The sequence below is a fragment of the Nocardia harenae NBRC 108248 genome (assembly GCF_001612885.1).
Lineage (GTDB): Bacteria > Actinomycetota > Actinomycetes > Mycobacteriales > Mycobacteriaceae > Nocardia > Nocardia harenae.
In genome coordinates this window covers 171,618-184,339 of the sequence record NZ_BDBH01000012.1, presented here as the reverse complement: position 1 = coordinate 184,339, position 12,722 = coordinate 171,618, and the positions used below count along the sequence as shown (strand labels likewise).

13 protein-coding genes are annotated in these 12,722 nt (G+C 73.7%); 6 read left to right on the top strand and 7 right to left on the bottom strand.

All coding sequences use genetic code 11. The annotated features are described in order from the left end of the window. Window positions 1-3: 3 nt before the first annotated feature. Window positions 4-1,854: a DAK2 domain-containing protein gene (locus NH2_RS23905; protein WP_067658643.1), complete on the bottom strand. Its 1,851-nt coding sequence runs from the start codon at window positions 1,852-1,854 to the stop codon at window positions 4-6. A gap of 294 nt (window positions 1,855-2,148) precedes the next feature. Here NH2_RS23905 and rpmB point away from each other — a divergent pair, with 294 nt between their 5' ends. The 3 genes from rpmB (at window position 2,149) to NH2_RS23890 (ending at window position 3,682) form a co-directional block, all read left to right on the top strand. Beyond that, window positions 2,149-2,340, top strand: a complete 192-nt coding sequence (gene rpmB, locus NH2_RS23900) for a 50S ribosomal protein L28 (protein ID WP_011210730.1) — start codon at window positions 2,149-2,151, stop codon at window positions 2,338-2,340. Window positions 2,341-2,415: 75 nt separating this feature from the next. Further along, window positions 2,416-2,904: a GNAT family N-acetyltransferase gene (locus tag NH2_RS23895; RefSeq protein ID WP_245650736.1), complete on the top strand. Its 489-nt coding sequence runs from the start codon at window positions 2,416-2,418 to the stop codon at window positions 2,902-2,904. A 10-nt stretch (window positions 2,905-2,914) separates the two neighbouring features. Next, window positions 2,915-3,682, top strand: a complete 768-nt coding sequence (locus NH2_RS23890; RefSeq protein ID WP_067658640.1) for an enoyl-CoA hydratase/isomerase family protein — start codon at window positions 2,915-2,917, stop codon at window positions 3,680-3,682. Between the two features lie 66 nt (window positions 3,683-3,748). On the opposite strand, the gene NH2_RS23885 is transcribed toward NH2_RS23890, so the two are convergent. From NH2_RS23885 to NH2_RS23870, 4 genes are all read right to left on the bottom strand, one after another. Beyond that, the gene (locus NH2_RS23885; RefSeq protein WP_067658945.1) at window positions 3,749-4,612 is read right to left on the bottom strand and encodes an alpha/beta fold hydrolase; all 864 of its coding nucleotides are present in this window, start codon (window positions 4,610-4,612) and stop codon (window positions 3,749-3,751) included. Window positions 4,613-4,670: 58 nt separating this feature from the next. Continuing rightward, entirely contained in the window at window positions 4,671-4,931 is a 261-nt protein-coding gene (locus NH2_RS23880; protein ID WP_067658637.1) for a hypothetical protein, read from the bottom strand. Window positions 4,932-4,999: 68 nt separating this feature from the next. Beyond that, window positions 5,000-5,680, bottom strand: a complete 681-nt coding sequence (locus NH2_RS23875; RefSeq protein ID WP_067658941.1) for a uracil-DNA glycosylase — start codon at window positions 5,678-5,680, stop codon at window positions 5,000-5,002. A 10-nt stretch (window positions 5,681-5,690) separates the two neighbouring features. Further along, window positions 5,691-6,713 (bottom strand): thiamine-phosphate kinase, encoded by a 1,023-nt coding sequence (locus NH2_RS23870; protein ID WP_067658942.1) that lies wholly within the window; start codon window positions 6,711-6,713, stop codon window positions 5,691-5,693. Window positions 6,714-6,812: 99 nt separating this feature from the next. On the opposite strand from NH2_RS23870, the gene NH2_RS23865 reads away from it, so the two are divergent. After that, window positions 6,813-7,568 carry a DUF3515 domain-containing protein gene (locus NH2_RS23865; protein ID WP_084505823.1) on the top strand — a complete coding sequence of 252 codons (756 nt, stop codon included), beginning with the start codon at window positions 6,813-6,815 and terminating at the stop codon, window positions 7,566-7,568. Here NH2_RS23865 and NH2_RS23860 read toward each other — a convergent pair. Together NH2_RS23860 and NH2_RS23855 are read right to left on the bottom strand one after the other, a co-directional pair. Next, entirely contained in the window at window positions 7,565-8,656 is a 1,092-nt protein-coding gene (locus tag NH2_RS23860; RefSeq protein WP_067658635.1) for a D-alanine--D-alanine ligase family protein, read from the bottom strand. The two genes, NH2_RS23865 and NH2_RS23860, sit on opposite strands and share 4 nt — an antisense overlap. Window positions 8,657-8,723: 67 nt before the next feature. Further along, window positions 8,724-9,734, bottom strand: a complete 1,011-nt coding sequence (locus tag NH2_RS23855; RefSeq protein ID WP_067658633.1) for an NAD(P)H-dependent glycerol-3-phosphate dehydrogenase — start codon at window positions 9,732-9,734, stop codon at window positions 8,724-8,726. Between the two features lie 31 nt (window positions 9,735-9,765). Between NH2_RS23855 and cofC the strand changes: the two genes are divergently transcribed. Together cofC and NH2_RS23845 are read left to right on the top strand one after the other, a co-directional pair. Then, window positions 9,766-10,461: a 2-phospho-L-lactate guanylyltransferase gene (gene cofC, locus NH2_RS23850; RefSeq protein ID WP_067658631.1), complete on the top strand. Its 696-nt coding sequence runs from the start codon at window positions 9,766-9,768 to the stop codon at window positions 10,459-10,461. A gap of 72 nt (window positions 10,462-10,533) precedes the next feature. Beyond that, window positions 10,534-12,702: an RNA degradosome polyphosphate kinase gene (locus tag NH2_RS23845; RefSeq protein ID WP_067658628.1), complete on the top strand. Its 2,169-nt coding sequence runs from the start codon at window positions 10,534-10,536 to the stop codon at window positions 12,700-12,702. Window positions 12,703-12,722: the final 20 nt, after the last annotated feature.

Here is a 12,722-nt window from a genome sequence, read left to right as displayed (position 1 = left end):
TGTCTACTCCACACCTATCTGCACCAGGTCCTCCGGCTGCCCGCCGGTGTAGACCGCGACCTCGATTCCGGAGAATCGCTCCTCGATATGCCCGGCGAGGGCGTCGGCCAGCCCGGGCGGGGCCGCCGCGCCCATGAGCAGCGTCACCAGCTCGCCCCCGAAGGCGAGCATCCGATCCAGCAGCACGATCCCGGCGGTCGCCGGGGACCGCTCGATCACCACCACGTCCAGCCCGGCCAGGCCGAGCCCCTCGCCCGGCTCGCAGGTGCCGACCATGGTGAGCGCGCGCTGCCCCGCCACCCGCACCGCCCCCCAGCGGGTGCCCGCCGCCGCCTCGGACATGGCGAAGGCGTCGTCCACCGCGATCCGGCCGCGGTCGTGCACCGCGAGCGCGGCCATGCCCTGCACCATCGAGCCGCTCGGCAGCAGCAGGACGTCGCGGTCGGCGTCGCGGGCGGCGATGCCGACGGCGACCAGTTCGTGCGCCGGGAGCGCGCCGTTCGGCAGCACCAGGACCTCGCGGTTCGGCATGCGGCGGATGGCGCCGAGCAGCTCGCTCGCGGTGATCGTGCCCGCGCCGCCGGGGAGTACCACCGCGCCCGCCGTGCGGAAGAGCGCGGCGGCGCCCGCGCCCGCGGCGATGGCGAGGATGCCGCGGTCGGCCGGGCCGCTGGTGCGCACCGGGGCGTGCGTGCCGACCGCGGTGATCACGAAGCTCTCGATGCGGATATCGCGCACGGCGCCTGCCGCCATCCCGGCCTCCACCGCCGCACCCGCGTCGGCGCAGTGCACGTGCGCGGACCAGGTCTGCTCCCCGTCGCCGACCACGACCACCGAGTCGCCGAGCTCGCCGAGCCGATCCCGCAGCTGCTTGACCCTGGTCTCGTCGGTGCCGGTCAGCAGGTACATGACCTCGAAGCAGGGCGCGTGTCTCGCGCCGAGGGCTAAACCGCTTTCCACCTCTCCCCGTCGCGAACCGCTGCCGGACCACGGGCCGTCGGTGCGCGACACGCCTGCGTGGCGCGCGCCGACACCGGACCGCGAGCCACCGGCCTCCGCGCCGTCCGCGCCGGGGAGGTCGCCGACGAGACGGGAGACGTCGCTGCCCGCGCGCCCGGGCGCGGCGGCACGCGGCGACGCGCAGGCGGCGGCACGCGGTGACGCGCGAGGCGATGGGTCGTCCAGCGCGACGCCCGGCGCGGTGCCGCCGCCGGGCTCGGGGCGGTAGTCGGGGCGGGGCGGGGCGGAGCCACCGGTCACCTCGACGAGCGCGTCGAGCAGCACCAGCAACCCGCGGGCCCCCGCGTCGACCACCCCCGCCTCGCGCAGCACCCCGAGCTGGTCGGGGGTGTGCCCGAGCGCGTCCGCGGCACCTTCCGCCGCCGCCACCGCGACGGCGACCGGCGTGGGCTCGGCGCACGCCCCCGCCGCGGCCGCCGCGGCATCCAGCACGGTGAGGATGGTCCCCTCGACCGGCGTACTCAACGACTCCCGCACCAGCGCCGCCGCCCTGGCCAGCGCGGCTCGCAGCACCCCAGCGCCCACCGGGGCGGGCCGCTCGCCGTCGGGCCGCACCGCGTCCGCGATCCCGCGCAGCACCTGCGACAGGATGATCCCGGAGTTGCCGCGCGCCCCGGCGGTCGCGCCCCTGGCCATGGCCGCCGCGACCGCGTGCACATCGGCATCGGCGGCGCCGCCCGCGGCCACCATGGCGGCCCGCATGGTGGCGAGCAGGTTGGTGCCGGTGTCGGCGTCGGCGATCGGAAAGACGTTGAGCGCGTTGATCTCCGAGCGGGTACGCTCCAAACCGGCGAGGCAGAGCCTGCCCCAGCGCAGCAGCGCGGTACCGTCCATTCCGTCCCGCACTCCGGGCACCGGCCACCCTTTCCGTCGTCCGTGGACTCCCACCCCACCGCCGCACGCCAGGTTAGCGGGCTACCCGGCACCCGCGGGACCCGGTTTGGCGGATCACCGGAGCTCCCGATACCCTTGCAGGGTTGCCTCGCGCGGCCACCTCGTAAGTCTCCTTTCCACGAGCGGTTTCGCGCAGGCCGGTACCCCTGGTCCGGCGAGGCAGTGACGACACGGTTTCCGGATGTCCCGCGTTCCCCGCGGGCGTCCCCACATGACATGAAGGAGCTCGCGACTATGGCTGCCGTCTGCGACGTCTGCGCCAAGGGCCCCGGCTTCGGTAAGTCGGTCTCGCACTCGCACCGGCGCACGAACCGTCGCTGGAACCCGAACATCCAGACCGTTCGGGCGCAGGTGGCGCCGGGCAACACCCGGCGGATGAACGTCTGCACCTCCTGCCTCAAGGCGGGCAAGGTCGTTCGCGGCTGAGTCCGTCCCGGCCGAACCGGACTTCGCGCCCCGGCACCCGCAGGGTGATCCGGGGCGCAGTCGTCGGTGCCCCCGGTGACCATCGTCCCGATGGCGCCCGAGCACGCCGAGGCGGTCACCGACTGCCACGTGCTCTGCTGGCGTGAGGCGCACGCCGACGTCCTGCCCGCGCACCTGCTCGACGCGCTGCGCACCGGCCGCGGGGCGGGCCGCTGGCGCCGGGTGGCGCGGGACCCGCTGATCGAGACCCGGGTGGCGCTCGCCGCCTCCGGGGCGGTGCTCGGCTTCGCCTCGGCCGGCCCCGCCCGCGATATCGCCGCGCCCACCGCGCTGGAGCTGCACGCCCTCTACGTGCGGGCCGCCGAGCACGGCACCGGCCTCGCCGACGCGCTGCTCGAGGGCGTCGTGCCCGCCGGTACCCCGTGCGCGCTCTGGGTGCTGGCCGCGAACCCGCGCGCCCGCGCCTTCTATCGGCGCCACGGCTTCCGCGACGACGGCGCGCGCGGCCTGGATCCGTTCGCGTTGCTACCGACCCTCCGGATGGTTCGCGGCGCGCTCGCATAGGGTGCGAGTCATGTCTTCCGAGTATGTGGAAACCGTCGACGGCGTCCTGCAGATCACCATTGCCACTCCCGCGAACGGGACTTCCCTGGATTTCACCGGGGTCAACGCGGGCAGCGCCGCGCTGCGCGACCTCGATCCCGGCATCGGCGCCGTCCTGCTGCGGGGCACCGGCGCCAACTTCTGCGCGGGCGGTGACGTGCGCGGTTTCGCCGCCGCCGCGGACCGCGGCGCGCACATCCACGGGCTCGCCACCGATCTGCACACGTTGGTCCGGCTGCTCGATTCGGCCCCGGTGCCGGTCGTCGCCGCGGTGCAGGGCTGGGCCGCGGGCGCGGGCATGAGCCTGGCGCTGGCCGCCGATATCGCGCTCGGCGGGCCGAAGACGAAGCTGCGCCCCGCCTACCCCGGGATCGGGCTCTCGCCGGACGGCGGCATGTCCTGGACGCTGCCCCGGCTCGTCGGCGCGGGGCGGGCCCGCGAGATCCTGCTCACCGATGCCGTGCTCAGCGCCGACGAGGCCGTGCGCATCGGCATCCTGAGCCGCCTGGTCCCGGACGAGGAGGTGCAGGCCGAGGCGCTGCGCCTCGCCCGCACCCTCGCCGCCGGGCCGCGCTCCGCCTACGCCACCATCAAGTCCCTGCTCCTGAGCTCGCGCACCGCGACCCTCAGTGACCAGCTGGACAGCGAGGCCGAGGCCATCGCCGCCTCAGCGAACAGCGCAACGGGCCACGAAGGAGTGGACGCCTTCGTCGAAAAGCGTCGCCCCAACTTCACCTGACCCGAAGCAACCACAGGGGCGCGAGCCTTACGAGCGCCGATTCCCGCCCGGTCCCCGGGGCGGGAATCACGTCGCGCCGCCAGGCGCGACAAAATCCAACACAGCATCTGTGAAGGCGTCGTTGTCGTCGCCTGCGGCGGTGTGGGCGGCGTCGCCGATCTCGGCGAGTTTCGCGTGCGGGACGAGCGCGAGGAAGTGGGCGGCGCCCTCCTTGCTGACGACGTCGGACTGCCCGCCGCGCACCAGCAGCACCGGGATGGTGACGGCGCGCGCGGCGGCCTCCATCCGGTCGGTCATGTCGAGCGCGTCCTCGACCCGGCCGGACATCATGGCCGGGTCCCAGTGCCAGTACCAGCGGTCGCCCCGCTTGCGCAGGTTGCGCAGCAGGCCGTCGGTGCTGCGCGGGCGCGGGCGGTGCGGCAGGTAGGCGGCGACGGCGTCGGCGGCCTCGTCCAGGGTGGCGAAGCCGTCGGTGTGCTTGCCGAGGAAGTCGATCACCCGGCCGACGCCGGCCGGCTCCGGCCGCACCACGATGTCGACCAGCACCAGCGCCCGGATCAGCTCGGCGCCGGGTGCCGCGGTGGCGAGCAGCCCGGTGATCCCGCCCATGCTGGCCCCGACCACCACGGCGGGCCGCCCCAGCGTGCGCAGCACCGAGTGCAGGTCCTCGACCATCCGGTGCCTGCTGTAATCGCCGTCCGGCGCCCACTCGCTGTCGCCGTGGCCGCGGGCGTCCAGGGTCACGACCCGCAGCCCGGCGGCGGCCAGCCGCACCCCGGTGCGCTTCCAGGAGTGCCTGGTCTGGCCGCCGCCGTGCAGGAAGACGACGAGCGGCCCGTCGGCCGGGCCGAAGAGGTCACCGGCCAGCTCCACCCCGGAGCCGGGCAGCCGCACGGTCACGGGTCCGGCGATATCGTTCGCAGTACTCACGAAATGCAGAATGGCACAGGTTCCGGTCGGAACCTGTGCCATCCGGCGAAAACGATCGTCAGCAGTCCAGCCGCATCGCGCTGAAGGTGCGCTGGAAGAGGCAGGCGATCTTGGCGTTCACCGACGAGGAGATCGTCGAGGAACCGGTCGAGGTCATCTCCTCACCGATCGGCGCAGGGGCGCTCTCGGTGACCGCGGGCTGGTAGGGCTCCAGCGGAATCGGGGCCGCGCTCGCGGTCGCGGCGCCGCCGGTCACGGCGGCGGCGACGGCGACGGTGGCCGCCGCTCCGCGCCAGGCGCGGATGGAGGGTCGGGTCATGCGGGTACTCCTCACTCGGTTGTGCACGCGCGTGATGTCTCGCACGTCGATCTTTCTTCCGGCGCCGCTCAGGGCAGGCGCCAGTCCACCGGCTCCGCACCGAGTTCGTCGAGCAGTTCGTTGACGCGCGAGAACGGGCGGGAACCGAAGAAGCCGCGCGACGCCGAGAGCGGCGAGGGGTGCGCGGATTCGATGAAGGGCACCTCGCCCTGGGCCAGCAGCGGCTTCAGCGACGACGCGTCCTTGCCCCAGAGGATCGCCACCAGCGGCTCGTCCCGGCTGACGAGGGCGCGGATGGCCTGCTCGGTGACGGCCTCCCAGCCCTTGCCGCGGTGCGAGGCGGGCTGGCCGGGGCTCACGGTGAGGACCCGGTTCAGCATGAGCACTCCCTGGTCGGACCAGGGGCTGAGGTCGCCGTTGGCGGGCGTCGCGAAGCCGAGGTCCTTGCTGTACTCGGCGAAGATATTGGCCAGGCTGCGCGGTACCGGCCTGACGTCCGGCGCCACCGAGAAGCTCAGCCCCATGGCGTGCCCCGGCGTTGGGTAGGGATCCTGCCCGACGATCAGGACGCGGACCGCGGCGAACGGGCGCTGGAACGCGCGTAGCACGTTCTCCCCGGCCGGGAGGTACCCGCGGCCCGCCGCGTTCTCCGCGCGCAGGAATTCGCCCATTTCGGTGATCCGGCGCTCGACCGGGGCCAGCGCCTGCGCCCAGCCGGAATCGATGATGTCCGCCAACGGTTTCGCCACGGCCGACAACCTATCGCGGATCACCGACGGGCGGCGACTCCACCCCGGAGAACGATTCCCAGCCCCGGGGACCCCGGTGCGCGGCGCCGTCCACCGTGACGCCGCTGCCCGCGGTGACGCGGCCGATCGGGCGCCACTCCGGCGGGAGCTCGGTGCCCGCGGGCCACGCGGCGACGAAGGCGTGGTCCTCGCCGCCGGACCGGATCCATTGCGCCGCATCGTGTTCCAGTGCGGTCGCGAGTTCCGCGAGGGCGGGGTCGGCGAGCGCCGCGGAGTCGAGGTCGACGGCGACCTCCGAGGCTTCGGCGATGTGCGCGAGGTCGGCGAGCAGACCGTCGGAGGTGTCGGCCATGGCGGTCGGGCGCGCGCCCGCCCGCACCGCGTCGAGCACCGCCGCATAGGGCGGGCGCGGGACCCGGTGCGCGGCGAGCGCGGCGGAGCGCAGGGTTTCGATCCGCGCGGGGAGTTCCGCGGTCTCCGCGAGGAGGATGCCGAGCCCGGCGGCCGACCACCCCGGCCGCCCGGCCAGCGCCACCACATCCCCGGCCCGCGCACCGGACCGCGGGACGGGCGCCCGCCCCTCGAGATCGCCGAGGGCGGTCACCGAGATCACCAGCTCCGGGCTGCGCACCAGATCGCCACCGGCGATGGTGGCGCCGCAGGCGCGCGCCGCCTCGGCCCACATTCCGGCGGCGAGGCCGTCGATCACCGCGACCGGCGTCTCGCCGGGGCAGCCGAGCGCGACGACGAAGGCGGTCGGCACCGCGCCCATGGCGACCACGTCGGCGGCGTTCTGCGCGATCGCCTTGCGGCCGATCTCTTCCGGGGCCGACCAGTCCAGCCGGAAGTGCCGGTTCTGCACCAGCATGTCGGTAGTCACCACCAGGCGGCCGTCCGGGGCGGCGAGCACGGCGGCATCGTCGCCGGGGCCGAGCAGGACCCCGCGCCCCTGCGCGCGGCCCGCGTTCATCCTGGCGATGAGCGCGAACTCGCCCAGTTCGCGCACGGTCGCGCTGCTGTCGTCGGCGCCGATGACCCCTCCTCGCCGTTCCGGCCGGAAACGCCCCGACGGTACCCTGGGCGGGCCCGCGCACACCGCGCCGGGCCGGACCACCAGAAGGGAGCGGTTGGCATGGCCGCCGACGCGCCGGATCGGAACGAGGGCGAAGGCACCGCGGGGCCGGCGAACCCGGACCACGGCGAGCGCCCGGCCGGCACCCCCGCCCCGGACCACGGCGAGCCCGCGACCACCACACCGAACCCGGAGCACCGCGAGCCCGCGACCACCGCCCCGGTCCCGTCCGAGCAGACCGGCGGCACGCCGGAGGCTCCCGAGCCCGGCCGAGCCCCGCATCCCTACCCGCCGGCGCTGATCGCCACCGCCGTCGCCCTCCCGGTGACCCTGATCGTCGGCATCCTGGTCGCCGCCTTCATCGCCGCCCGCACCCCGGTCGACCGGGAACCCCTCGCCCTCGGCCCGGTCCCGGCCCCGCAGGCGGAGGGCACCGCCTGCACCGCCCTGCTCGCCGCGCTCCCCCAGGACCTCGACGACTACCACCGCGCCGAACTCGTCGCCCCGGCCCCGCCGGGTACCCGCGCCTGGCAGCGCGACGACCCCGCCACCGAGCCGATCGTCCTGCGCTGCGGCCTCGACCGCCCGCTGGAGTTCAACCGCGCCTCGGCGCTGCAGATCGTCAACAACGTGCAGTGGTTCGAGCTCCGCGACCCGGCCGCCGCCGGTAGCACGTGGTTCGCGGTGGACCGCGAGACCTACCTCGGCTTCACCGTCCCGGACGGCTCCGGCCCGACCCCGCTGCAGGCGGTCTCGGACGCGATCACCGCCACCATGCCGGAGCGCCCGCTCGACCCGAACCCGCTGCCGAACTAGCGCAGCCCGGTCCCGCGGGCCAGCGCGGTCTCGATCAGCGTCGTCACCAGCGCCGGGTACTCGACGCCGGTCGCCTCCCACATCCGCGGGTACATGGAGATGGGGGTGAAGCCGGGCATGGTGTTGATCTCGTTGATCACCGGCCCGCGCTCGGTGACGAAGAAGTCGACCCGAGCCAGCCCGGTGCAGTCCAGCGCGCGGAAGGCGCGCACCGCGAGCTCGCCGATCTCGGTGGCCACGTCGTCGTCGAGCTTGGCCGGGACGTCGAATTCGCAGACCTCGTCGAGGTATTTGGTCTCGAAGTCGTAGAAGTCGGGCGCGGCGGTCTCCGGCATCCGGATCTCCGCGGGCACGCTCGCCGCCACCCGCCCGTCCGGGAACTCGAGCACCCCGCACTCCACCTCGCGCCCGACGATGGCGGCCTCCACGATCACCTTGGGGTCGTGCGCCCGCGCGGCCGCGATCGCCGCGTCCAGCCGCTCCCACGCGGCCACCCTGGTGATGCCGATGGAGGAGCCGCCGCGCGCGGGTTTCACGAAGACCGGCAGCCCCAGCGCCGAGCGCTGCTCCGGGGTCAGCGTCGGCACGCCGGGCCGGAGCACCACCTGCTCGCCGATCGGGAGGCCGTCGGCGGCGAGCAGCTTCTTGGTGAACTCCTTGTCCATGCCCGCCGCGCTGGCCAGCACGCCCGGCCCGACGTAGGGCACCCCGGCCAGCTCCAGCAGCCCCTGCAGCGTGCCGTCCTCGCCCCACGGCCCGTGCAGCACCGGGAAGACCAGGTCCACCGCGCCCAGCGCCGCGGCCGGATCGTCCAGCGCCACCAGCGCGCCGGGGCGGCTCGGATCGGCGGCCAGCGCGAGCGCGGTGCCGGTGCCGTCCACCGCGGGCAGCGCGCCGTGGCGCATGCCGAGCACGGCCACCTCGGCGCCGCCGAGCACCCAGGTGCCCTCGGGGGTGATGCCGATCGGCACCGCCTCGAAGCGCTCCGGATCGAGGTGGCGCAGCACGCTGCCCGCCGACACGCACGACACCGCGTGCTCGCTGCTGCGCCCGCCGAAGACGACGGCGACCCGGATCCGGTTCGTCATGCAGGGAACCGTACCCGTAAAGGGGCCACGCGCGAGCCGCGCCGGCACGCACCGGGTGGCACAGCTCTCACTCCGGCTTGATCCGCCTGCCGAGCAGGATGCCCACCGCCTCCCGCACCGACAGCCCCTCGTGGCAGACCAGGTTCACCGCGTCGGTGAGCGGCATCTCGACACCGTGGGCGGCCGCGAGCGCGCGCACCGATCCACAGGACTTGACACCTTCCGCAACCTGGCCGTGGGTGGCCTCCTGCGCCGCCTCCATCGACCCGCCCGCGCCGAGCACGTGCCCGAACGAGCGATTCCGGGAGAGCGGCGAGGTGCAGGTGGCGACGAGATCGCCGACCCCGGCCAGCCCGGCCAGGGTTACCGGCTCGGCGCCGAGCGCGACCCCGAGCCGGATGATCTCGGCCAGCCCCCTGGTGATCAGGCTGGCGACCGAGTTGTCGCCGAGCCCCATACCGGAGGCGATGCCGCAGGCCAGCGCGATGACGTTCTTGCAGGCGCCGCCGATCTCGCAGCCGACCACGTCGACATTGGTGTACGGCCGGAAATATCCGGTGGCGCAGGACTGCTGCAGCGCCACCGCGCGCGCCTCGTCGCCGCAGGCGATCACCGTCGCGGCGGGTTGACCGGTCGCGATCTCCCTGGCCAGGTTCGGCCCGGAGAGCACCGCGACGCTGCCGGGGGCAGCCCCGGTCACCTCGGTGATCACCTGGCTCATCCGCAGCAGGGTGCCGGTCTCGATGCCCTTCGCCAGGCTGAGCAGCGAGGCGTCGTTGTCGTCGATGGCCGTGCGCAGCGCGGGTTTCCACTGTTCGAGGTTGCCGCGCAGCGACTGCGACGGCACCGCGAGCACCACGATGTCGGCGCCATCCAATGCGCGCTCGTGGTCGTCGGTGGCGGCGACGGCGGGCAGCTGCACGTCGGCCAGGTAGAACGGGTTGCGGTGCTCGGTGGCGAGCGCCTTCGCCACCTCCGGCCTGCGCGCCCAGATCGTGACCTCGGTTCCGGCGTCGGCCAAGACCTTGGCGAACGCAGTACCCCATGAACCCGCACCCAGTACCGCCGCCCGTGTCATCTGCCCAATATGTCATGGAAGGATCGGGGTCATGCGTCCGCACGCCGTGCACGCCGTGATCGCGGTGAAGAGCCTGGACCGCGCCAAGAGCCGGTTGGCCGATCGGCTACGGCCGGAGCACCGCGCGCGGCTGGCGCTCGCCATGCTCACCGACACGGTGCGCGCCGCGCTGGCCGCGGCGCCGATCGATTCGGTCACCGTGGTGACCCCGGACGAGGTGGTGGCCGCGCTGGCCCGCGCGCTCGGCGCGGTCGCGCACCCCGACCCGGGCGGCCCCGGCGCCGGGCTGGCCCCCGACGGGCTCAACAACGCGCTGACCTCGGCCGCCGAGGCGGTGCGGCGGGCGAACGGCCCGGTCGCGCTGGTGGCCATGCAGGCCGACCTGCCCGCGCTGCGCCCGGCCGAGCTGGCCGAGGTGCTCGCCGCGGCGCCGCCCGGCCGCCGCGCCATGGTCACCGACCACACCGGCGAGGGCACGGCGGCGCTGCTGCAGCTGGACGGATTCGCGCCGCTGGCGCCGCGATTCGGCCCGGGCTCGGCGCTGCGTCACGTGACCGGTGGCGCCTTCCCCCTCGACGGCGACTGGCCGGGGCTGCGGCACGATGTGGACACCGGCGCCGACCTGGATCTCATCGTCCGGCTCGGGGCCGGCCCGGCGACCACTGCTGTCCTGACCGACATCGGGCATCCGGGCGCCGTTCACGAACCCGTCCACCCGGTATGCTAGATGGTCGCCCGAACCGGGTGAGACACGCGGCATTCACCGATGCCGCACTACGCACCGAGCGGTTCGTAGGGGATGATCGATGGCGTGAGCGATACGGAAACAGTCAAGCAGCAGTTGCTCCCCACCCCGCCCCCGGCTGCCGCCCCGCTGCTGGCCGATCCGGAGACCGCTCAGTTGCCCCGTGATCGCTACCTCAATAGGGAACTCAGCTGGCTGGACTTCAATGCCAGGGTACTGGCGCTCGCCGAGGACGAGTCGCTGCCGTTGCTGGAGCGCGCCAAGTTCCTCGCGATCTTCGCCTCGAACCTGGACGAGTTCTACATGGTCCGGGTCGCCGGGCTGAAGCGGCGCGCCGAGACCGGGCTGCTGGTGCGCTCCGCCGACGGCCGCTCGCCGAGCGAGCAGCTGGAGCTCATCGCCGCGCGGGCGCGGGAGATCGCGCAGCGGCACGCCGGCGTCTTCCTGGACTCGGTGAACCCGGCGCTCACCGGGGAGGGCATCGAGATCATCTGCTGGGGCGACCTCTCGGTGGACGAGGCGGAGAAGCTCTCCGGGTACTTCCACGACCAGGTCTTCCCGGTGCTCACCCCGCTCGCGGTGGATCCGGCGCACCCCTTCCCGTACATCAGCGGGCTGAGCCTGAACCTCGCGGTCACGGTCAAGGACGCCACCACCGGCGGCGAGCACTTCGCCCGGGTGAAGGTGCCGGACAACGTGGATCGCTTCGTCCGGGTGCGGCGCACCGAGACCGGCAACCCGATCGCGGCCTTCCTGCCCATGGAGGAGCTCATCGCGGCCCACCTCGACCTGCTCTTCCCCGGCATGACGGTGGTGGAGCACCACTCCTTCCGGATCACCCGCAACGCCGATTTCGAGGTCGACGAGGACCGGGACGAGGATCTGCTGCAGGCGCTGGAGCGCGAGCTGGCCCGGCGCCGCTTCGGCTCCCCGGTGCGGCTCGAGGTCTCCGACGACATGACCGAGCACATGCTCGACCTGCTGCTGCGCGAGCTCGAGGTGGACCCGCGCGACGTCATCCAGGTGCCCGGGCTGCTCGACCTCTCCTCGCTCATGCAGGTCTACGGCGTCGACCGGCCGAATCTCAAGGACACCCCCTACGTTCCGGCCACCCCGGCCGCGTTCGGCGAGCGCGAGACCCCGCGCAATGTCTTCGCCGCGCTGCGCGAGGGCGACGTGCTGGTGCACCACCCCTACGACTCCTTCTCCACCAGCGTGCAGCGCTTCATCGAGCAGGCCGCGGCCGACCCGCAGGTGCTCGCCATCAAGCAGACGCTGTACCGCACCTCCGGCGACTCCCCGATCGTGAACGCGCTGATCGATGCCGCCGAGGCGGGCAAGCAGGTGGTCGCGCTGGTGGAGATCAAGGCGCGCTTCGACGAGCAGGCCAACATCAAGTGGGCGCGCGCGCTGGAGCAGGCGGGTGTGCACGTCGTCTACGGCCTGATCGGGCTGAAGACGCACTGCAAGACCTGCCTGGTGGTGCGGCGCGAGGGCTCCACCATCCGCCGCTACTGCCACATCGGCACCGGCAACTACAACCCGAAGACCGCGCGGCTCTACGAGGACGTCGGGTTGCTCACCGCCGCACCGGAGATCGGGGCCGACCTCACCGACCTGTTCAACTCGCTCACCGGGTACTCCCGCAAGGAGGACTACCGCAATATCCTGGTCGCCCCGCACGGGGTGCGGGCCGGGATCATCGAGCGGATCCAGCGCGAGATCGAGCTGGCGCAGCAGGGCGAGCAGGCCCGGATCCGATTGAAGGCCAATGCCATCGTCGACGAGCAGGTGATCGACGCGCTCTACCGGGCCTCGCAGGCCGGGGTATCGGTGCAGATCGTGGTCCGCGGCATCTGCGGGCTGCGCCCCGGCGTGCCCGGCATGAGCGAGAACATCGAGGTGCGCTCGATCCTCGGCCGGTTCCTCGAGCACTCCCGGGTCATGCACTTCCGCGCGCAGAACGAGTTCTGGATCGGCTCGGCCGACATGATGCACCGCAACCTGGACCGCCGGGTCGAGGTCATGGCGCAGGTGAAGGATCCCAAGCTGGCCGAGCAGCTGGGCGCGGTCTTCGACTCCGCGCTCTACCCGACCACCCGGTGCTGGGTGCTGCAGCCGGACGGCAGCTGGCTGGCGCAGCCCGGCGGCGACACCGGCGACGAGCAGGTGCGCGACCACCAGGCGTCGCTCATGCGGTTGCGGAGGCCGGGGCAGCCGTGAGCGCTACGCGGGATGACAGC